The following is a 22,281-nucleotide window of genomic DNA, read 5'->3' as shown; positions in this document are numbered from 1 at the left end:
CGGCCCATCCGATGATCCGTCCATGCCTGACGACGCACAACAAACCTAAATATACGCTGCTCATCTGCCCCTTTGCCGGGGGCAGTACCAGTGCATTTCGGAACTGGTCCATATTGGAAAATCCAGATATTGCGGTTTCACTGGTGATTTACCCCGGACGTGACAGCCGTATGAATGAACATGCTGTTACCCGCATTACGCCATTGGCTCAGTCACTTTCTGATGTGATCAGATCATTGACTCCCGCACAGAGAGAGAACCTGATACTGGCCGGCCACAGCATGGGAGCGCAAGTCGCTTTTGAAACCTGCCGACGCCTTGAACAACATCACTGTGCTCCTAAGGCATTGGTACTTTCGGGATGTCATGCTCCTCATCTTCAATCCCGCCGCCAACTGAGTGGATTACCGGATCATGAATTCATTGAACAACTGATTGATATTGGCGGTTGCAGCCCGATTTTACGGGAAGATCCTGAATTACTTGCCCTGTTCTTACCCATGTTACGGGCTGATTTTTTTGCTACAGAGCACTATTACCACGCTATTCAGCCTGATTCAGTAAAGCTACAAACCCCCACATTGTTGCTTTATGGCGATGAAGACAAAGAGGCCTCCGCTCTGGAAGTTCAGCAGTGGCACCATTGGCTTGCCAGTGACAAACAAAATCTTGCAGATTGCTGCCAGGAGATTGCCGGCGATCATTTTTACATTACGCAAAAACCACAGAATTTTATTCTTCCCGTTACCCAATTTATGCAATATGTTTATTCAAAGGAGTTCGCATAATGGCACCTTTTTCTATCCCAGAGAACACACTGACGATGACGCCAAACTATTTTTGGAATGGCAAAACGCTGAATCAGCAGCTTGCCGGATGGTCCAGTATCTGGGGGAATAAAACAGCACTGATCTATCACGAGCAGCGGCTCACTTACCATGAACTCCATCAATCGGCGGAAAGGCTGGCAAGCGGCTTGTATCATCGTGGAATACGCCGTGGTGATCACGTTATGGTACAACTACCTAACCGTATCTCCTTTGTTGTCACCTGTTTTGCTTTGTTTAGGCTGGGCGCTCATCCAATATTATTAATGCCTACCCAACGGGCACATGATGTCCATGCGCTTTGCCAGATTGCACGTCCGGTGGCTTATATTATTCCTGATTGTATCCACGGCTTTGATTATCGGGAAATGGCACGGGAAGTTGCAGCATCTTGCCCCGAACTGAAACACATTATCGTTGATGGAGAAGCAGAAGAATTTATCCCCTTCGCTTCCATTGAGGATGAACCCCTCAATATTATTGGCCCAGGTTATGGCGATATTGCCGTACTTCTGCTTTCCGGCGGAACGACAGGGACACCCAAATTAATCCCGCGTACTCACGATGCTTATACCTATAATTTTGTGCTTTCCGCCCGTCTGTGCGCAGTAAATACTGAAAGTGTTTATTTAGCGGTATTACCTGTTGCACATAACTTCATTTTAGGCAGCCCCGGGATCCTGGGCACGCTTTCTCAGGGAGGATGTGTACTCCTCAGTGATACGGCGAGTTGTGATGAAGCCATGCCATTGATCGAAGAGCATAAGGTAACACATTTAGCATTAGTCCCGGCTCTTGCACGGCTCTGGGAACAAGCGCGTGACTGGGAACAAAGCGACCTTTCATCCCTGCGCTGCTTACAAGTCGGAGGTGGCAGGCTCACACCGGAACTGGCCGAACAGGTCATGGCACGCCTTGGTCCTTTGCAACAGGTATTTGGTACAGCGGAAGGATTACTCTGCTATACCCGACTGGACGACCCTTATGAGGTTATCATTAATACCCAAGGACGCCCATTGTCAGAAGAAGATGAGATCAACCTTGCTGATACCAATCTGCAACCTGTTGCACCTGGTGAAGTCGGTGAGTTGATTACACGCGGTCCCTACACCATTACAGAATATTACCGTGCTGAACAGCACAATACCGTCGCTTTCACCACGGATGGATTCTACCGTACAGGCGATTTGGTTCGCATCAGACCTGATGGCAACCTGCTCGTTGCAGGACGGATTAAAGAGCAGATTAACCGCAGCGGTGAAAAAATTTCAACGCTAGAAGTTGAAACATTATTACTGCAACATCCAGATATTGATGACGCCGTTGTGATCGCTGTCCCGGACGAACTACTGGGTGAACGCATTTGTGCTTGCCTGCCAAAGAGCATCAATCAACCCGATCCTGCACAAATGCAAGCATTCTTGCATCAGAAAGGCGTTCAGCGTCATAAAATCCCTGACCAATGGTTATTTGTGGCGTACTGGCCATTAACCGCAGTAGGAAAAATCAACAAACGCCAGTTAGTACAAATGGCGCAAGCAGAAAATACAGAAACAGCAGAAAATAACAGCCTGATGAAGCAGTATCATGAACACACTATTGCTATTACCAGCACGCCGTTAGATCTGGTTACCCACTTGCTTGCCGATAATGATGCCCCACCTTGTACGCTCTATGAGATGAAAGGTGAATGGTCATTGGGAATAGGTTGCGCCGCAACCATCAGTGCCGATGCATCGGGACAATTGATTGATTCACAGGGTCATCGTCATCCATACGATATCAGCACATTAAGCCAGAAACTTGAGCAAACGCTCAACGCTGTTCCGATTAAAGACTGGCGTGCTTATGGCAGAACATTATTTGAGTTTTCCCATATGACGTATGGGTTACCATTAGAACCATCATTAGTACAACAAAATGAAGCACTAATAAAAATCACTATTCCACAACATGAATTACGCATAACTCAAGGACAGGTTCTGATACGAACTCTTGAAGAAGCACAAATCTCCATATTGAACGAGAAAGTCAAGCGGGCAGATCAATTAGGTACACCGGCTTTTCCACAGACAAAAGAGGTGGAAGTTAGCAACACAGCAGACACGGCAAAACATTATCAAGACAACGTTGCCAATGCGGTTAAGGATATTGCCTCAGGTCACTACCAAAAAGTGATCCTGTCACGCCGGGTTGAGCTGGGTTCAAATATTGATATTACACACAGTTACTGGCTGGGGCGTCAGGCTAACACACCTGCCCGCTCTTTCTTCTTACGTGATGGCGATTTCTCTGCTTATGGTTTCAGTCCGGAAACCGTCGTTGAGGCAGAGGGTTCGGGCTGGATTAATACCCAACCGTTGGCAGGCACCCGAGCATTGACACATGACAAGGAGCAAGATCAGCAACTGCGGGCCGATTTACTTTCTGATCCGAAAGAAATTTCCGAACACGCGGTTTCGGTTAAACTTGCATTAGAAGAATTAGCACCGATTTGTCAGCCAGAAACGCTTTGTGTATCAGAATTTATGGCTATTCGTGAACGTGGTTCGGTACAACATTTGGCATCACGAGTAAAAGGGTTGCTACACACAGACAAAAACCGCTGGGATGCATTTATTGCCTTATTCCCGGCAGTCACTGCGTCAGGGATACCGAAAAAACCGGCTTTACACACCATTTCTCGTTATGAAGGTGAACCACGTCGGCTTTATAGTGGTTGTGTCATGCTCTTAGACAGCACAGGTAAACTGGATGCTGCACTGGTATTACGTTCTCTCTATCAGCATAAAGAACGCTGCTGGCTTCAGGCTGGGGCTGGTTTGGTCAGAAATTCAAGGCCAGAAAGAGAATGGCAGGAAACCTGTGAAAAACTGGAGTGCATTATGAAATATGTTCGTCCTTATTCCGCCAAAGAAGACTAAACGTTTATTGGAATAGGCCGTAATAATACTGCCGGGGAAAACCAGAGTGATATCTGGTTTTCCCTAAGTTAAAAGGATGTACACCCACCATCCAACAAAGCCTGTTCATTACAACGACGACCATTCGCCAATTGGCAAACAGGAACCTGATGTCCACTCAATTGCTTGGTTAATGCCGGAATTCCCCCAGCATCAGAACAACTTTCACTGGCATCTTTACTCAGATAAATACCCAGATCAGAATATTGATAATGTTTGTATCGGCTTGATGAAATATCTGCTTGCTGCCCGCTGCAACCCGCTAATATAACGCCTACCAGCAACAACTTGGCAAGGATAACTTCCCGCTTTAACAGCATATTTTCTCCAGTTTAACTCTCTGATTTTAACTCTCTGATTAGGGTATATACTCGATAAACTTCAAGTTGCAATCCGCAAGACGACGCGAGATCTTATATTTCCCCGCTGCGCGGGGAAATATAACACGCATCCTGAAGTTGGATTGGTATAAAACAGACAGTGTATATTTTTCGGTTGCTATTAGTCACTTCCTTATCGCCAATGACTGCGGTCATCGTGTTCTTTTACAACAACGCTCGGTATAGTGCCGAAACTTGTTAGACACAGACATGTTTCAAACAAAAAGAAAAATCCGTATAATCCCCCTCCTGCAAAGGATCCGTATAGAAAATCTACAGTCGATATAATCGGCAATGTGAGAAGTCGCAATGAATCAAAAAGAGACGAGAAAAGAGATACTTGAATTCAACAAACTCCAGAAACGCCTGCGGAGAAACGTTGGTAATGCCATCATTGATTACAATATGATTGAAGATAATGATGTTGTAATGGCATGTATCAGTGGTGGCAAAGATTCATTCGCGATGTTAGATATTCTGTTGAATCTGCAAAAAGCGGCACCAATAACATTCAAAGTCGTTGCAGTGAACCTTGATCAGAAACAGCCTGGCTTCCCTGAACACATTTTACCCCAATATTTTGAAAGCCTGGATATTCCATACTACATTGTTGATAAAGATACCTATTCTGTTGTCAAAGAGAAAATTCCCGAAAGCAAAACTACCTGCGGGTTGTGTTCAAGATTACGTCGCGGCACTCTCTATTCTTTTGCAGAAAAAATCGGGGCGACCAAAATTGCACTTGGACATCATCTTGATGACATCGTTGAAACGCTGTTCCTGAATATGTTCCATGGCGCACGTATGAAAGCGATGCCACCCAAATTACGCTCTGACGATGGCCGTAATGTCGTTATAAGACCTCTGGCATATTGCCGGGAGACAGACCTTATTCAGTATGCGGAAAACAAAAAATTCCCAATCATTCCTTGTAATTTATGTGGTTCGCAGGAAAACCTACAGCGGCAGGCAATCAAAGCCATGCTGGTAGATTGGGATAAGAAAACACCGGGCAGAGTGGAAAATATTTTCAAGTCTATTCAAAGTATTAGCCCAAGCCAATTGGCAGACAAAACGATTTTCGACTTTGTCAACTTGCCCTTGCATCGTGAGGGGGAAAGAGAAGAGTATGCTTTTAACGAAGCCGTGGTATCGTCAACGAATATTGATGAATCAATGTTTATTGATGTGACAAACATTTAAAAATAAGCCGTTTTTGTACCGGCTGTTTAAACTCTGTCAAAAAAACAGCCGATACTAAAACAAGTATCGGCATAATTAATGAGCAATGGTTCTGTGTGAAACTCAATATGAGAAAAACTACAATTGTGGAGTACAACGTTCATTGTTCAACGTTGTATTCACCTGCGGGAGCTATAGTGCCTTAATTATGGCGATCAATTATTGATTTATCTCAAACCTATAGCCATTTGCTTCGCCTTAACCACCACGCAAAAGCCACCATTAATAATGACAACAAAAGAGTGAACAAACCGAATCCAAACCGAGACTCATTGCCTGGTATTCCCCCCAGATTGACACCGAACAATCCCGTCAAAAAGGTGGTCGGCAAGAATACCATCGCCAATAGAGACATCATGTAAGTACGGCGGTTCATGGCATCCGCCATCATGGAAGTAATTTCATCGGCAAGAACTGCGGTTCGGGCAATACAACCATCAAGATCATCAATTCCCCTGCTCAACCGGTCTGCAATTTCCTGCATTAAACGGCGTTCTTCATTGTTCATCCAGGGCAATTTCTCACTGGCCAGACGGATAAAAATATCCCGCTGTGGTGCCATATATCGGCGCAGAACGATTAACTGTTTACGCAGCAATACTAACTCTCCGCGACCAGGAACCTTCTGCTCCAAAATATCATCTTCAAACTCAATCAGGTTGTCATGCAGCTCTTCAATAAAATCATTGGCCTCATCAGTAATGGCACCCGCTATTTCTACCAGCCAATTCCCTGTACTTTTCGCACCAACACCATTGCGCAAATCATCCAGAATTTGATCGATAGAATGAATTTTTCGATGTCGGCTGGAGATAATAATTTGGTCATTAATATAGATGCGAAACGAAACCAGATGATCGGGACGCGCATTATCATTACGGTTCACCGATCTTAAGGTAATCAAAGTTCCTTCACCGGTGCGCAGTACTTTTGGACGAATATTATCACTCACCAGCCCCTCTTTCACTGGCGGCGGCAGTAAGATTGTATTCATAATCCATTGATAACTATCCAGGTTTTTATAATCAAGATGTTGCCAAACTGGCTGCTCTGCGGTTACGAGTGAATCTTCCCCGAATGCCGTAATGCCTCCCTTGCCATTTAATTGACAGGCATAAATTGCATTTGAACCTTTAAATACCGAGCCATAGATCGCTTCCACATCTGCTCCTTGTTTGTACTTAAATTTCGCACTTACTCTTCATGCTCAATTGTGTTTTTTGATGATATACATGGTATGACTATAGGCGACATCTTCGGGATTGGTGATCGGATATTCTTTTAACCACAGTTTGATCAATCGACCATTAGTATATTGATATTTGCTCCGTGCACATATTGTGCGTTTTTTTATCAGGTGCGCCTAATAATCACCTTAAAAATAAATTATAAGACATTGTTAATTAAAGAAAGGAAGAGTATTTCATGAATATTGCATCTATTTTTTGTGGGCAAGATCCCACTATTCCTTTACACTGACGGCGTAGTTTACTTTATAGAGGGATTAAACCATGACACAAACAGTCAAGTTTCAAGGTGGTGATATCACCGTTAACGGAGATTTTCCACAAGCAGGTCAGGCAGCAAAAGAATTCACGTTAGTCGCTAAAGATCTCGCTGATGTCACATTGAGCCATTACGCAGGTAAACGTAAAGTGCTTAATATCTTCCCAAGCATTGATACCGGTGTTTGTGCCACATCTGTCCGTAAATTCAACCAACTTGCCAGCGAATTGGACAATACTGTCGTACTGTGCATTTCCGCAGATTTGCCTTTTGCTCAGTCTCGTTTCTGTGGCTCTGAAGGTCTGTCTAATGTTGTCACTCTTTCCACACTGCGTGGCGGAAAATTTCAGGAAGATTACGGCGTTGCAATAAGCGAAGGTCCATTAGGTGGACTGACTGCACGCGCTGTTGTTATTTTGGATGAAAATAACCACGTTATTTATAGCCAATTGGTCGATGAAATCACCAATGAACCTGATTATGACAGCGCATTAGCCGCATTGAAATAATTGTTTTATTATTGCTTTTGTTTTTTCACACAGCAACGCATTTTTTAAAACATAGTCTTTAAAGACTTATTTCCCGGCGACGATAAAATCACAATTAATTATTTTATTGTCGCCAGCTTATTTTATCTATACTCGATAAACTTCAAGTTGCAATCCGCAAGACGACGCGACGCCTTATATTTTCCCGCTGCGCGGGGAAATATAACACGCATCTTGAAGTTGGATTGGTATATAAGATATTGTTAAAAGCAGTCATATTTCAGTTATTACTCATCGTCTTCATGATCAACTGAATGTTTCTTACCACTCAGTCCATATTCGCGTAATTTATTGGCTATTGCCGTGTGAGAAACGCCAAGCCGTTTTGCCAGCTTACGCGTACTGGGATAATGACGATAAAGACGTGTCAGTACAGAGCGTTCAAAACGCTTGCTGATTTCATCCAAAGAACCCACCAGAATATCTTCATTAAATGTTACCTCTGCTTCTGGTTCAGGTAACCGGATATCCTGCGGGCTGAGTTTGTTGCTCTCAAGTTGAGTCAATGCCTGATATATCGCATTGCGAAGCTGTCTGACATTACCGGGCCAATGATAACCACACAAAAACTGCTCTAAATCAGCAGAGAACTTAGGTTTTTGTAAGCCCTGTTCTTGCGCAAAACGTGTTACAAAAGAGTCCGTCAATGGCATAATATCCGCCTGACGTTCCCGCAAAGGCGGTAATGTAATGGTTAGGACATTCAGCCGATAATAAAGATCTTCCCGAAACTCGCCTTTTTGTACCAGCTCAATTAAGTTTTTCTGAGTGGCACAAATGATTCTGACATTCACCTTAACTTCATTCTCTTCACCGACACGACGAAATGTTCCATCATTCAAGAAACGAAGTAATTTAGTCTGCATTTGTGGCGACATTTCACCGATTTCATCTAACAAAACCGTACCGCCATTAGCCTGTTCAAAGAATCCTTTTTTGCCTTCCAATGCATTGGGATAGGCTCCCGCTGCATAACCAAACAACTCATTTTCTACAACATCATCCGGCATCGAAGCACAATTCAGCCCAAGAAAAGGCTGTTTTCCCCTTGCACTGCGCAAATGACAGGCTTTAGCAAATTCATCTTTTCCCGTTCCTGTCTCACCAACAAGCAATAAAGGAACGTCGAGCATGGCCATTTTACGGGCCTGCTCAACGATATGAACCATTTTAGGGCTAACAGCAATAATCTGTTCAAAAGCGTTATCACCATTTACAGTTAATTTTTTGCGTGACGACTCAATATGCACCGTTGGCTGGTGTTCATCAGAACGCAACATAATGACCGCCCCTACACACTTAACAGACTGATTTTCATCTGTTAATTGCATAGAAATAATATCCATCCCATAATCTTGCCCTTTGATGGAGAGTTGTACTGAGTGGGGTTGATGATGCTCACTTTCAAGCCAGCGCAGGAAATTGTAATTGCTAATCAGATGGCCTATGTTTTTTTGGCTGATTTTTTCTTTACTGACACCAAACAAGGCCAAAGCCGCAGAGTTAACCAGTTCAACATTGCCTTTCATGTCAATAGAAAAGATGGGTTCAGGAACCGATTCCAGTAGTGTCCACATCGCCCTATGCTCTTTCTCTGATGGCATAAAGGCAACTGTCCTGACATCAATGACGCCATTGATACGGCGAATTTCTGCCATCAACTCACGGAAAATATTGAAATCAATTTGAGTAAAATTAAGGTAAATACGACTCGCAGGAGAAATTTCAATTCCTTTCAGGTCAATATTTCGTAAAACCAGTAAATCAAGTAATTCGCGGGTTAACCCGATTCGATCCTGACAAGTCACTTCCAATCGCATTTTTCTGACCTTATTTACACGATGTTCTTAACTGCCTGAATGTTACCCGTTACTCCCCAATAGATGAAGCCCTTGTCAGCAAAAGTTTACAAGAAAATAAAATGTCAATCTGGTATGACAGTTATTATTAATTGGTTACTTTTTTGTTGCATCTTTGGCTGTGCTTTTGTTTTTCATTGGTAACGTACTTTTAAGCTGAGTAAGCAACTGATGACGAAAATCCTTTAACTTCGGTTTATCGCCATCAATCCACGGCAAAGGCCGACACAATTCCATGGCCTTGATGCCCAAACGCGCTGTCAGTAACCCTGCGCCAATCCCTTGTGCTGCGCGTACAGAAAGACGAGCGGCAATGTCCTGTGACAACCAGTCCATACCCACTTCTCTGACTAATTCTGATGCGCCTGCAAAAGCAATATTCAGCAATACTAACCGAAATAAGCGAATGCGGCTGAAATAACCTAATTCAATGCCATAAAGCGCTGCAATACGATTAATGAGACGAATGTTTCTCCACGCAATAAAAGCCATATCCACAATAGCCAATGGACTGACCGCGATCATCAAAGCCGATTCCGCAGCTGAACGGCTGATCTCTTGCCGGGCTTGTGTATCCAGGACAGGCTGAACTAATTGACTGTACAGCATGACAATTTCACGATCATTTTGGGTTTCATGCACGGTAGCCTGCCAACGCTGTAATGCCGGATGTTGTCGCTCAATACCCGCTTGTTCTGCTAATTTTTCACAAAATTGCCTTCCCTTGCCAATGCCGTGACTTTGCAATAGCACTTTCGCAGTATCTCGCTCTTCTGTACGCTGCCGCAAAAGGTAAAGGCGCCGCCATTCTTTTATCACGCTGCCTATTCCCGCGAATACCATCATGCTACCTGCCGCAGCGATCCCCAGCGCAATCCAGTCATGTTGCCGCCATGCCTGGTATATCCACTGAACACATTGGGCAACAACACTAGCCCCCAATAACAGGACAGCACTGATAAAAACTTTTCGCCAAAAACTGCGTTGCGGTTTCAGCGCAGCATTCACTGCACCTTCAAATTCACTTTCCTGCTCCTCCGCTTCCCGCTCTGACATAACCGGATAAAATGCTTTTTCCTGCCCAGTGAATTCTCTTTTTGCTTTTAGGGGTGGTTCGGACGCTGTTTGTACAAGATCGTCAAAATCCATGCGCGGTTTCAACGGTTCGATCATGTTAATTTATCTCCCAATAAAAATTCCATCACGCTATCCAGGCGAATATGGGGTAACGGTGTGTTGACATTGGCTTGTTTTGGCCGAAATGATTCGAAATTAAACCCCTGTTTCTGCCAGAATTCACTATTCGGCAAGCGCTGTGGCACTTCGCCCGGAAAAAATGTCAATAATTTATCATCTGACAAGCGATTGCCTTTGATGGCAGGGATTTTTTCATCTTTATGCATGACAATGCCGCTCTGCGTTGCCTGAACAGATGCAAGTCCCACACAATCCATGCTGATCCCTTCAAATGCCGCATTTTGCCACGCTTCCTGTACCAAATGCTGTAAAAGTGAAACGAGATTGGCATGTTGATCTGGCGTAATATGATCCGCTTTACTGGCAGCAAACAGCAGTTTATCGATGTAAGGCGAGAATAAACGACGAAACAGGGTTCGTTTACCATAATGAAAACTCTGCATAAGTTGTGTCAATGCCAGCTGCATATCATTGAACGCTTGCGGGCCACTATTCAGTGGTTGCAAGCAATCCACCAGCACAATTTGCCGATCAAAACGCAGAAAATGCTCTTTATAGAACGCCTTAACGATATGCTCACAGTAATAAGCAAAACGCTCACGCAACATACCGATGTTGGTGTGTTTGCCTGCCTTCGCCAATTGCGGCTCGCCAATTTTGTCAATATTCGGCCACGGGAAAAATTGCAACGCGGGTGCCCCCGCCAGATCACCCGGCAAGATAAAACGGCCGGGTTGGATAAAGTGTAAACCTTGCTGTTTACATTGATGCAGGTAGTCCGTATAAGCCTGAGCGATTTTGGCCAGTAAATTTTCATCCGCGGGCGCCAGTGGATCACATTGCTGGCATAACGCTAACCATGACTTAACCCAATTCGCCCTTTCCCCTTTCAGTAATGCGTGCATATGTCGTGACCACGCCAGATAATTTTGATCCAGCATGGGTAAATCCAATAGCCATTCGCCCGGATAATCGACAATTTCCAGATAAAGGGTAGACGTTTCCTTGAGATAACGAAACAGGGAATCTTCAGAACGATAGCGCAATGCTAAACGTATTTCACTCACGCCACGGGTTGGTGTCGGCCAGTCAGGGGGAGAGTCATATAATTCTGCGATGTTTTCATCATAGGTAAAACGAGGCACCCCAAAATCTCGCTGTGGCACCCGCTTCACACCAAGCAAGCGCCCATCGCACACGGCAGAAAACAGCGGCAATCTGGCGCCACTGTGAACATGCAAAAGTTGATTTACCAAGGAAGTAATAAATGCGGTTTTTCCACTGCGACTTAATCCTGTTACCGCCAGTCGCAAATGACGGTCCATTCCACGATTAACAAGCGCTGTGAGTTCGTTTTGCAACCGTTTCATGTTTCTCCTAAATGGGAATACTGTGAATTAATCTCATCTGGCCTGTAACCTTGGCAAAATTTAATATTATTTCTGCTGTTACAGGCCGGATCCCATGTTATCCACTACGCTCAGAGCTGGCGGAAACGGCTGCGTACATTGTAAGTATCAGAAGTCACATAGCGTTCCATTTGACGCAAACGGGCTTCGCTTGCCTTCAATTGGTAATCTATTTCGTCCAACATCTTCTGTGCTGATGGCCCTCTATATTTTTCCTCTGCTGAATATCCCGCAGGGGCGGGATCCATGACAAAGGTCAAAATAATATAAGCCAATAGCGTTATGCCAAATAGACCAAAAAACAGTGATAATACCGTAATGGTACGAATAAGCGGAGCGGGTACGTCAAAATAGTCTGCTAATCCGGCACAAACTCCTTTAACTACCCCCTGTTCTGGCAGGCGGTAAAGTTTCCGGCGATATTGATTTGACATTATGACTGTCTCCAGTTTGGATGCTCTGCGTCAAGGATATCTTCTAACGTTTTGACCCGTTCTTGCATACGTCTGGCATTCTCGGTCAACTGTTCTAGACGCTGAATTTCACTGTTCCCTAACTGATCCCGATTGCGGTTGCTGTAATGCAGCCACAACCAGATGGGTAAGACAAAAAGCACAAAAATGATCAGCGGGATACCAAGAAATATATAGCCCATTATCTTTCCTTAGTTATGTATGTATGACATATGTCCTCATTGAGGATCTTTGATATTCATTTTAGCTTTCAAGGCCGCTAATTGTGCACTGATTTCATCATCTGCCTTCAATTCTGCAAATTGCTGATCGAGTGATTTCTGTTTACCTAGTCCAAAAGCTTCTGCTTCCGCTTCCATGTGGTCTATCCGGCGTTCAAACTGTTCGAAGCGCGTCATTGCCTCATCGATTTTACCACTATCCAACTGACGGCGTACCTGGCGCGAAGAGGCGGCGGCCTGATGACGCAGTGCCAACGATTGTTGTCTCGCACGCGTTTCTGTTAATTTATTTTCCAGTTCAGTCACTTCGCCTTTGATGCGTTCCAGCGCCTCATCCAGAATGGATAATTCGTGTGTTAGTGTTTCAACTAAGCTACTGGCTTTCTGTTTTTCAATCAACGCGGCACGCGCTAACTCTTCTTTACCCTTGCTCAGTGCCAGTTCAGCTTTTTCTTGCCAGCCATCGATTTGGTTTTCACCCATATTGATACGGCGCAAAAGCTGCTTTTTCTCTGCCAGGGTACGGGCGGAAGTCGAGCGGATTTCCACCAGTGTGTCTTCCATTTCCTGAATCATCAAACGGATCATTTTCTGTGGATCTTCTGCTTTATCCAGCAGAGAAGAGATATTGGCATTCACGATATCAGCAAAACGAGAAAAAATACCCATAGTCATAAACCTCTTTCATTAGAATGTATATATGTTATGCCTGTGTATTGTTACATACGGATACAAGATACACGGTAAGGCACTTAACTAAATACAAGATACATGCCAACTTTCTTTCTTTTCTTATCCAATTGAAATTATTGATATAATTTTTTCTTTGCTTTTTTATTGCAATTAGCTAATTTAGTCATATTAACCAATTTTTGGCGAGAAATACCATGTCTCAGTTCATTGATAACCTATTAGGTGAAGCAAACTGTTTTATTGAAATGTTGGAACAGGTCTCCGCATTAGCGAAGTTGAACAAACCTGCTTTAGTTCTGGGGGAACGAGGAACCGGCAAGGAGTTAATTGCCCGACGCTTACATTACCTTTCTCCACGTTGGCAAGGCCCTTTCATTTCCCTGAACTGTGCCGCACTCAATGAAAATCTGCTTGATTCAGAACTATTTGGTCATGAGGCGGGGGCATTCACGGGGGCCAGTTCAAAACACCAAGGGCGCTTTGAGCGAGCCGACGGCGGAACTTTGTTTCTTGACGAACTCGCTACTGCCCCCATGCAAGTACAGGAAAAATTATTGCGTGTCATTGAATATGGTCACCTGGAGCGTGTTGGCGGTACTCGGGCATTACACGTTGATGTACGTTTGATCTGTGCCACCAACGAAGATTTGCCTGCCATGGCTGCCGGTGGAAAATTCAGGGCTGATTTGCTCGACAGGCTCGCGTTCGACGTGGTTCATATCCCACCACTGCGCCAACGGCAACAGGATATTATGTTACTGGCACAGAATTTTGCGATTCAGATGTGCCGTGAGTTAGATCTGCCATTTTTTCCCGGATTGACTGACGAAGCCAAACAACAGTTACTTTCCTACCACTGGCCTGGAAATGTTCGCGAATTGAAGAATGTCATCGAACGCTCTATTTATCGGCATGGTAGTAGTGAAAATGAATTAAACACGATCATCATCAATCCCTTTTCACCATCACAGCGATCTGCTTCCTCATTCACTGAGAGTGAGATTACCAATGACTCCCTTCCCAATTTACCTCTCGATTTAAGGCAATGGCAAAATGACAGCGAAAAGGGTTTAATCATACAGGCTTTGACAGAAAGTCAATTTCATCAGAAAAAGGCGGCCGACAAACTTCATTTGACTTACCACCAGTTCCGCGGGTTAATCAAGAAACACCGTATTGAAGTTAATGGCAAGATAGAGTAGAGAGATAAAAAAGATAGGTAAAAAAGTAGCCGGCACCCGAGCCGGCTAATAAAAATACTGGAAGCAATGTGAGCAATGTCGTGCTTTTTCTGAGATACATACTTGCTATTGCAAAGTGTTTCCCTGAAAGCACATGCGAATGATAATACTTATCAATTACACTTGTAAAGCATTTTATTGAGAACTTTTCTCATTATCGTGATCTGCTCGTTGTTTTTGAGCAGAACGCGTTAATTAAGTTACAATGGCCAAACTCTTTTTTATGACTGACATTTTATATGCGTTATTTGATTTACTGGATTATATTATTGATTTCCGCTCCGACTCTGGCGGCCAAGAATACTGCTCCAGAAATGACTGCGAATCCCATTCCAGAACCAACTAAAATGATCCCAGAATCGAGGCCAAACAGTACCTCGGAAAATCTGCCTCATATTTCAGCCTCCTTACGGCAGAACGGTTTTATTTATTGCGTTAATGGCAATTTGAATACGTTTAACCCGCAAATGGCTATCAGCGGCTTGACGGTAGATACACTTGCTGCACAGATTTACAATCGCCTGCTGGGTGTTGATCCTCTTACCTATCGTCTGATCCCTGAACTGGCTACTGATTGGGAAGTACGGGATAACGGAGCAACTTACCGCCTTTACTTGCGTCATCATGTTGCTTTCCAATCAACCGATTGGTTTACACCAACCCGTGCAATGAACGCGGATGATGTTGTTTTCAGTTTCCGCCGTGTCTTCGATAAGACACATGATTATCATGATGTTAATGGGGGTCACTATCCCTATTTTGACAGTTTACAGTTTGGTGATTCAGTAAAAAATATTCGGAAAATCAACCAATATACGGTCGAATTTCGCCTTAATGCACCCGATGCTTCTTTTCTCTGGCACCTGGCAACCTACTATGCTCCTATACTGTCCCAGGAATATGCTGAAAAATTGCAACAAATAAATAGACAGGGGCAAATAGATTGGAAACCGGTCGGAACCGGTCCTTTCATGCTGGAAGATCATCAGATGGACCAATTTATCCGCCTTGTTCGCCATGATAAGTATTGGAAAGGCAAACCACGCATGGAACAGGTGGTTATAGATACTGGCGCGGGCGGCACTGGCCGGATCTCAAAACTACTCACGGGTGAATGTGATGTCCTGGCTTATCCCGATGCTAATCAGTGGAATATTTTGCATGATGATCCAAATCTGCGTCAGACATTACGTTCAGGCATGAATATTGCGTATCTTGCTTTTAATACCAGTAAACCACCACTGGATCAGTTAGCCGTTCGTCAGGCCATTGCTTACGCTATCAATAACCGACGCCTGATGAAATCCATTTACTATGGTACGGCAGAGACAGCGGCTTCTATTTTGCCTCGTGCATCATGGGCGTATGATAGTCGCGCTGAAATCACCGAATACAACCCGGAAAAATCCCGCAAGATGTTAAATGAGCTAGGATTAAACGGGTTGGAATTAACTTTATGGGTTCCGACAGCGTCACAATCCTATAACCCAAGCCCGCTGAAAATGGCGGAGCTGATTCAGGCCGATTTGGCACAAGTGGGTATTAAGATGTCTATTCGTCCCGTCGAAGGCCGTTTTCAGGAAAACCAACTCATGGATAAAACCCATGATATGACGCTGGCAGGCTGGTCTACTGATAGCAATGATCCCGATAGTTTTTTCCGCCCATTATTAAGTTGTGCCGCCATTGCGTCGCAAACGAATCTGAGCCGTTGGTGTAACTCAGTTTTTGATAATGCGCTTCATGAGGCCTTATTAAATCAACAGCTTGCTTCACGCATCAAAAATTATCATGTTGCACAAGAAATTCTTTCGCAACAATTACCCGTGTTACCTCTGGCTTATTCGATGCGTTTACAAATTTCTCGTTATAACATTCAAGGATTGGTGCTCAGTCCGTTTGGCAATAGTTCCTTTGATAAAGTCTACCGCGAACAGGAAGCCACCGTTCCTGATGAAAATACAAAGGGAAGCAAATGATTATTTATATCCTGCGTCGTTTATTGCTTCTGGTTGTAACGTTGTTTTTTCTTTCATTAATCAGTTTCAGCCTGATGTATTTCACTCCTCATGGTGCCTTAAGTGGTGCATCACTGACAGACGCTTACGTATACTATTTCCGTAGTTTACTTCAATGGGATTTTGGTATTTCCAGAATTAATGGGGAACGAATTATTGAACAGCTGTACACTGTTCTCCCAGCCACGATGGAACTGTGTGTCCTCTCTTTTTCCATGGCATTGTTAATTGGCATCCCTCTTGGGATTATTGCGGGTGTCTGGCGCAATAAAAAAAGTCGATATCATTATCAGTACGTTCGCCCTATGCGGTTTTTCCATTCCTGTTTTCTGGCTGGCGTTGCTGCTGACTCTGTTTTTTTCACTTTATTTGGGCTGGCTGCCTGTCTCAGGACGTTTTGATTTACTCTACCGGATGGAGCCTGTCACTGGTTCTGCACTGATTGATGCCTGGCTATCAAAATCACCTTATCGCAATGAAATGATCATGAGTGTTATTCTGCATATGGTTCTGCCCGTTATGACACTGGCCGTTGCTCCTACTACTGAAGTTATCCGTTTGATGCGCAATAGTGCAGAAGAAGTTTCAGGGGAAAATTACATCAAGTCGGCAGCAACACGTGGTTTATCACAGTTAACTATCATTCGTCGCCATTTATTGCATAATGCCTTGCCACCCATCATACCTAAGTTAGGGTTGCAATTTTCAACCATGCTCACATTAGCTATGACGACAGAGCAAGTCTTTAACTGGCCTGGTTTAGGGCGTTGGCTTATCAGCGCTATCCGCCAGCAGGATTATTCCGCCATCTCGGCGGGCGTCATGGTGGTAGGCACGCTGGTTATTTCCGTTAATATTCTGACAGATATTATTGGTGCAATGGCTAATCCCCTAAAGCATAAGGAATGGTATGCCGTTAGATAATTTTTACCGCGAAAAGAAAATGCCGTCGCCATTGAGAGTTATCTGGCGGTTTTTCTATTCAGATATATTAGCAATGACAGGTTGTTATGGGGTGTTAATTTTAATTGCACTGTGCCTGTTGGGCGTTCTTTTCGCCCCATATCGGCTTGACCAACAATTCATGTCCCAACTTATGCCGCCTTCATGGTCGCATAACGGTAATGTCGCCTTTTTCCTTGGAACTGACGATCTCGGTCGTGATATTTTCAGCCGCCTATTAATTGGCACATCTTCCACATTCGGGGGAGCATTGGTGGTCACTGCGGCGTCAGCGATTGTAGGATTAATCATCGGTAGCCTTGCCGGAATGACACATGGTTTGAGATCAGCGGTTATGAACCATATTCTTGACACCTTGCTCTCTATTCCTTCATTACTACTGGCTATTATTGTTGTTGCTTTTGTTGGTGCCAGCCTGCACCATGCCATGATTGCCGTTTTTCTGGCATTGCTGCCAAGAATAATACGTACCGTTTATACGGCTGTGCATGACGAACTGGATAAAGAATACATTATTGCAGCACGTCTGGATGGCGCTTCAAACTACCATATTTTACGTTATGCCGTCCTCCCTAATATCACTGCGGTAATAGTCAGTGAATTAACCCGTACCCTCTCTATCGCTATTCTTGATATTGCCGCATTGGGATTTCTCAACCTTGGAGCACAGCTACCATCCCCCGAATGGGGAGCTATGCTGGGAGATTCATTAGAATTGATCTATGCTGCCCCCCTGGACTGTTATGTTACCCGGAGCAGCAATTATGTTCAGCGTTTTGCTGGTCAACTTACTGGGTGATGGGCTGCACCGCGCTATTAACGCAGGAGTCGAATGATGCCATTACTTGATATTCGAAACCTCACCATTGAATTCATGACGGCAGAAGGTCCCGTCAAAGCTGTTGACCGAATGAGTATTTCACTGGCAGAAGGTGAAATATTAGGTTTGGCTGGTGAATCAGGATCAGGCAAGAGTTTGATTGCCAAAGCGATTTGTGGCGTTACAAAAGATAACCTCAAAGTAACCGCAGATCGTTTCCGTTTTAACGACATTGATTTATTGCGCCTGACACCACGGCAACGGCGTAAGGTCATTGGGCACAACATTTCAATGATTTTTCAGGAGCCACAGTCATGTCTTGATCCATCAGAAAATATTGGTAAACAGATTACTCAATCTATTCCCGGGTGGACGTATAAAGGCCGTTGGTGGCAGAGGTTTAATTGGCGAAAACGCCGCGCAATTGAGTTGTTGCACCGTGTTGGTATTAAAGATCACTCTGACATTATGCGCAGTTACCCTTATGAATTAACAGAAGGTGAATGTCAAAAAGTGATGATTGCCATTGCACTTGCCAACCAGCCGCGATTGCTGATTGCCGACGAACCGACCAATGCAATGGAGCCAACGACCCAGGCACAAATATTCCGTTTGCTGTCGAGCCTCAATCAGAACAACAACATGACTATTCTGTTAATCAGTCATGACCTGCAAATGATGAGTAAACTGGTCAAACGCATCAATGTGCTGTATTGCGGTCAGACAGTGGAAAGCGCTACACCGGATGAGTTGCTGGTGAAACCTTACCATCCCTATACGCAAGCACTGATCCGTTCAATTCCTGATTTTGGCAGCCCGTTACCACACAAAAGCCGGTTAAACACGCTGTCTGGCGTTATTCCATCACTGGAACATTTGCCGGTAGGTTGCCGTTTGGGACCACGTTGCCCTTATGCACAAAAAACCTGTATTGCAACCCCACGGCTACGGGTGATTAAGAGCCATGCATTCGCCTGCCATTTCCCTTTGAATATGGAGGAACCGTAATTGGTTGAGACGTTGCTGGAAGTTAAAAACCTGACTAAAACATTTCGCTATCGAACCGGGCTATTTCACCGTCATCAACTTGACGCCGTAAAACCAGTGAGCTTTACCCTGCAACCCAAAAAAACCCTGGCTATCCTTGGGGCAAATGGTTCCGGTAAATCTACACTCGCGAGAATGTTATCAGGGGTTATTGAACCGAGTTCAGGTGAAATTCTGATTAACGGTCATAGGCTGTCTTACGGGGATTATAGCTACCGCAGCCAGCGCATTCGCATGATTTTTCAAGATCCCAGCACATCACTGAATCCTCGCCAACGCATTGGTCAGATTCTGGATATGCCGTTAATTTTGAATACGAAGTTATCTCCCGCCGAACGGGAAAAACGTATCAACCAAACATTGCGCCAGGTTGGTTTACTGCCAGATCATGCCAATTATTACCCACATATGCTCGCATCAGGGCAAAAACAGCGTGTGGCTTTGGCACGGGCCCTAATATTGCAACCACAGATCATTGTTGCAGACGAAGCCCTGGCATCCCTTGATATGTCGATGCGTTCCCAAATCATCAACTTGATGCTGGAATTACAGGAAAAACACGGTATTTCATATATCTATGTCACCCAGCATCTCGGTATGATGAAACATATCAGTGATCACGTGCTGGTCATGCATCAAGGGGAAGTTGTCGAACGTGGCAATACAGCGGAAGTTCTGGCTTCTCCGCTGCACGATATTACACGCAAATTGATAGCCAGCCATTTTGGTGAAGCCCTGTCTGCTGAAGCATGGCGACAGGATATCACCTAATGTTTTTATTGGATGTATTGTAATCACTGATCGGAACAGCATGGGAAACTCACCACATTTTCCTCCGGCATGGTAGAATCATCCCCCGTTTATTCACCATAAATACCGCAGTTATGGTTAGAGATTTATTATCTCTGTTCATCCATGACTTTTGGTGTTTGATCACAAAGAACAATTTTGATCATAAAGAACAATAAGGATACTGCTATGGGTTTCATGACCGGCAAGCGCATTCTCATTACTGGCGTCGCCAGCAAACTGTCTATTGCTTATGGAATTGCCAAGTCAATGCACGATCAAGGAGCTGAGCTGGCTTTCACTTACCAAAATGACAAGTTGAAACCTCGTGTCGAAGAATTCGCCGCATCACTGAATTCAGATATCGTTCTGCCATGTGACGTGGCTGAAGATGAAAGTATCGACGCATTGTTCGTTGAATTAGGCAAAGTATGGCCTAAATTCGATGGTTTTGTTCACTCTATTGGTTATGCGCCGGCTGACCAGCTTGATGGTGATTATGTTAACGCAGTTAGCCGTGAAGGTTTCAAAATTGCACACGACATCAGCGCATACAGCTTTGTCGCCATGGCGAAAGTTTGCCGTACTATGCTGAATCCGGGTTCTGCCCTGCTCACCTTGAGTTATTTGGGGGCCGAGCGCGCAATTCCTAACTATAACGTCATGGGTCTGGCGAAAGCTTCTCTGGAAGCAAACGTGCGTTATATGGCAAATGCAATGGGTACTGAAGGTGTTCGTGTTAATGGTATCTCTGCTGGCCCAATCCGTACTCTGGCAGCTTCTGGTATCAAAGATTTCCGTAAGATGCTGGCACACTGTGAAGCGGTTACACCTATCCGCCGCACGGTGACAACAGAGGATGTCGGTAATGCGGCTGCCTTCTTATGTTCAGATCTGGCTGGTGGTATCAGCGGTGAGATCTTACATGTTGATGGTGGTTTCAGCATTGCGGCCATGAATGAGTTAGAGTTAAAGTAATGGTATGTTAAAAACAGTGCCACCCATAAAAATTATGGGTGGCACTGTTTTTTATTATTAATCTATTCTGACAGCATGAAATTGATGTTCTGGAGTCACTATTCTATCTTGTGCGGCAACAATCTGTAATTCATATTCCCCACTCTTTTGCGTTTCCAGCATCACTTCGTAGACCGCAGCTGCAACATGTTCTAAAGCAGCTTGTACTGCTCCATTCGTCAAAGAAGGGTTTTTCAATAGATTGGCAAGAAACAAACCACTCGTTAAATCACCAACACCAACGGGTTGACGTGCCCCTGTATCAATTAATGGACGGCTAACGTGCCAACTATGTTCTTTAGTTACCAAAAGCATTTCAAAACAATCGGCCTGATAACCTGCTCGACTCAAATGCTTAACCAATACAATCTTGGGACCTTTGTCACATAACTCACGCGCAGCCAATATAGCTTGTTCTACGCTACCAATTTTCCGCATAGCCAATGTTTCAAGTTCCAACAAATTAGGTGCAATAACATCACTGGCAGGTAAGGCTTTATCACATAAAAATTCAGCAACGCCTGGAGCAACTATGCATCCTTTTTCTGGATGCCCCATGACCGGGTCACAGAAATACCATGCCTCAGGGTTGTCTGCTTTAACCTGCTTCACGATATCAAGGATATCATTTCCCTGCTCCGCAGAACCAATATAACCACTCAGGACTGCATTACAGGATGCGAGTTTATTTATTTCACCTATTCCCTGCACGATTTCAGTCAAATGTTCCGGCGGCATGACACAACCACGCCATTGAGGATATTGGGTATGGTTTGAAAATTGAACCGTATTTAATGCCCATACGTTCACCCCCATACGCCGCATCGGAAAAACAGCCGCACTGTTTCCGGCATGACCAAAGACAACATGAGACTGAATTGAGAGAACATTATTCATGATAATACCTGGTTTATTATTTTTAATTTATGAATATACCAATCCAACTTCAAGATGCGTGTTATATTTCCCCGTTACGCGGGGAAATATAAGGCCTAGCATCGTTTTGCGGATTGCAACTTGAAGTTTATCGAGTATAGATAATATTTATAAAGACATCAGATACATTAA

18 protein-coding genes and 3 pseudogenes are annotated in these 22,281 nt (G+C 44.3%); 11 read left to right on the top strand and 10 right to left on the bottom strand.

The window, feature by feature from the left end; translation table 11 throughout:
- The first annotated feature begins 11 nt into the window (after positions 1 to 11).
- Positions 12 to 788, top strand: a complete 777-nt coding sequence (locus tag PXH59_RS04765) for a thioesterase II family protein (RefSeq protein WP_083446789.1) — start codon at positions 12 to 14, stop codon at positions 786 to 788.
- Complete coding sequence (locus PXH59_RS04760; protein WP_285810567.1) at positions 788 to 3,751, top strand: salicylate synthase; 2,964 nt, start codon at positions 788 to 790, stop codon at positions 3,749 to 3,751. The genes PXH59_RS04765 and PXH59_RS04760 overlap by 1 nt, the downstream gene beginning before the upstream one ends.
- A 68-nt stretch (positions 3,752 to 3,819) precedes the next feature.
- Here PXH59_RS04760 and PXH59_RS04755 read toward each other — a convergent pair whose 3' ends face one another.
- On the bottom strand, positions 3,820 to 4,110 hold the full coding sequence (locus PXH59_RS04755; protein ID WP_047769838.1) for a putative hemolysin: 291 nt from the start codon (positions 4,108 to 4,110) through the stop codon (positions 3,820 to 3,822).
- Between the two features lie 369 nt (positions 4,111 to 4,479).
- On the opposite strand from PXH59_RS04755, the gene ttcA reads away from it, so the two are divergent.
- Positions 4,480 to 5,373: a tRNA 2-thiocytidine(32) synthetase TtcA gene (gene ttcA, locus PXH59_RS04750; protein WP_285810566.1), complete on the top strand. Its 894-nt coding sequence runs from the start codon at positions 4,480 to 4,482 to the stop codon at positions 5,371 to 5,373.
- Between the two features lie 217 nt (positions 5,374 to 5,590).
- On the opposite strand, the gene zntB is transcribed toward ttcA, so the two are convergent.
- Both zntB and PXH59_RS04740 read right to left on the bottom strand, forming a co-directional pair.
- Positions 5,591 to 6,574 carry a zinc transporter ZntB gene (zntB, locus tag PXH59_RS04745; protein ID WP_285810565.1) on the bottom strand — a complete coding sequence of 328 codons (984 nt, stop codon included), beginning with the start codon at positions 6,572 to 6,574 and terminating at the stop codon, positions 5,591 to 5,593.
- A 45-nt stretch (positions 6,575 to 6,619) separates the two neighbouring features.
- A pseudogene (locus PXH59_RS04740) lies at positions 6,620 to 6,733 on the bottom strand (hypothetical protein); the annotation flags it as partial.
- A gap of 190 nt (positions 6,734 to 6,923) precedes the next feature.
- Here PXH59_RS04740 and tpx point away from each other — a divergent pair.
- Complete coding sequence (gene tpx, locus PXH59_RS04735; protein WP_285810564.1) at positions 6,924 to 7,427, top strand: thiol peroxidase; 504 nt, start codon at positions 6,924 to 6,926, stop codon at positions 7,425 to 7,427.
- A gap of 266 nt (positions 7,428 to 7,693) precedes the next feature.
- On the opposite strand, the gene tyrR is transcribed toward tpx, so the two are convergent.
- From tyrR to pspA, 6 genes are all read right to left on the bottom strand, one after another.
- Positions 7,694 to 9,286, bottom strand: a complete 1,593-nt coding sequence (tyrR, locus tag PXH59_RS04730; RefSeq protein ID WP_285810563.1) for a transcriptional regulator TyrR — start codon at positions 9,284 to 9,286, stop codon at positions 7,694 to 7,696.
- A 135-nt stretch (positions 9,287 to 9,421) separates the two neighbouring features.
- The gene (locus PXH59_RS04725) at positions 9,422 to 10,498 is read right to left on the bottom strand and encodes a YcjF family protein (RefSeq protein ID WP_285810561.1); all 1,077 of its coding nucleotides are present in this window, start codon (positions 10,496 to 10,498) and stop codon (positions 9,422 to 9,424) included.
- Positions 10,495 to 11,892: a YcjX family GTP-binding protein gene (locus PXH59_RS04720; protein ID WP_285810559.1), complete on the bottom strand. Its 1,398-nt coding sequence runs from the start codon at positions 11,890 to 11,892 to the stop codon at positions 10,495 to 10,497. Before PXH59_RS04720 ends, PXH59_RS04725 begins: the two co-directional genes overlap by 4 nt.
- Positions 11,893 to 12,002: 110 nt before the next feature.
- Positions 12,003 to 12,365, bottom strand: coding sequence for an envelope stress response membrane protein PspC (pspC, locus tag PXH59_RS04715; protein WP_285810557.1), 363 nt, complete (start codon positions 12,363 to 12,365; stop codon positions 12,003 to 12,005).
- Positions 12,365 to 12,586, bottom strand: coding sequence for an envelope stress response membrane protein PspB (pspB, locus tag PXH59_RS04710; protein WP_047769854.1), 222 nt, complete (start codon positions 12,584 to 12,586; stop codon positions 12,365 to 12,367). The genes pspC and pspB overlap by 1 nt, the downstream gene beginning before the upstream one ends.
- Positions 12,587 to 12,622: 36 nt before the next feature.
- Positions 12,623 to 13,294 carry a phage shock protein PspA gene (gene pspA / locus PXH59_RS04705; RefSeq protein WP_285810555.1) on the bottom strand — a complete coding sequence of 224 codons (672 nt, stop codon included), beginning with the start codon at positions 13,292 to 13,294 and terminating at the stop codon, positions 12,623 to 12,625.
- 218 nt (positions 13,295 to 13,512) lie between these two features.
- Here pspA and pspF point away from each other — a divergent pair, with 218 nt between their 5' ends.
- The 7 genes and pseudogenes from pspF to fabI all read left to right on the top strand — a co-directional run bounded on the left by pspF (position 13,513) and on the right by fabI (position 21,174).
- A complete protein-coding gene (gene pspF / locus PXH59_RS04700) occupies positions 13,513 to 14,520 on the top strand; it encodes a phage shock protein operon transcriptional activator (protein WP_047769856.1) in 1,008 nt (335 codons plus the stop codon).
- A gap of 278 nt (positions 14,521 to 14,798) precedes the next feature.
- Complete coding sequence (gene sapA / locus PXH59_RS04695; protein WP_285810552.1) at positions 14,799 to 16,538, top strand: ABC transporter substrate-binding protein SapA; 1,740 nt, start codon at positions 14,799 to 14,801, stop codon at positions 16,536 to 16,538.
- Positions 16,535 to 17,501, top strand: a pseudogene (gene sapB, locus PXH59_RS04690) (putrescine export ABC transporter permease SapB). Before sapA ends, sapB begins: the two are co-directional and overlap by 4 nt.
- Positions 17,488 to 18,376: pseudogene (gene sapC / locus PXH59_RS04685) on the top strand (putrescine export ABC transporter permease SapC). Before sapB ends, sapC begins: the two co-directional pseudogenes overlap by 14 nt.
- Entirely contained in the window at positions 18,376 to 19,368 is a 993-nt protein-coding gene (sapD, locus tag PXH59_RS04680) for a putrescine export ABC transporter ATP-binding protein SapD (RefSeq protein WP_047769865.1), read from the top strand. Before sapC ends, sapD begins: the two are co-directional and overlap by 1 nt.
- Positions 19,369 to 20,178 carry a putrescine export ABC transporter ATP-binding protein SapF gene (gene sapF / locus PXH59_RS04675; RefSeq protein ID WP_047769867.1) on the top strand — a complete coding sequence of 270 codons (810 nt, stop codon included), beginning with the start codon at positions 19,369 to 19,371 and terminating at the stop codon, positions 20,176 to 20,178.
- A gap of 207 nt (positions 20,179 to 20,385) precedes the next feature.
- Positions 20,386 to 21,174, top strand: a complete 789-nt coding sequence (gene fabI, locus PXH59_RS04670) for an enoyl-ACP reductase FabI (RefSeq protein ID WP_285810551.1) — start codon at positions 20,386 to 20,388, stop codon at positions 21,172 to 21,174.
- A 57-nt stretch (positions 21,175 to 21,231) separates the two neighbouring features.
- Here the strand turns inward: fabI and pdxY are convergent, their stop codons facing one another.
- A complete protein-coding gene (gene pdxY / locus PXH59_RS04665; RefSeq protein WP_285810550.1) occupies positions 21,232 to 22,110 on the bottom strand; it encodes a pyridoxal kinase PdxY in 879 nt (292 codons plus the stop codon).
- Between the last annotated feature and the right edge of the window lie 171 nt (positions 22,111 to 22,281).

The organism is Xenorhabdus bakwenae (assembly GCF_030272115.1).
GTDB classification, from domain to species: domain Bacteria; phylum Pseudomonadota; class Gammaproteobacteria; order Enterobacterales; family Enterobacteriaceae; genus Xenorhabdus; species Xenorhabdus bakwenae.
The sequence above is the reverse complement of the archived record's forward strand: the minus strand, read 5'-3'. Positions and strand labels throughout refer to the sequence as shown.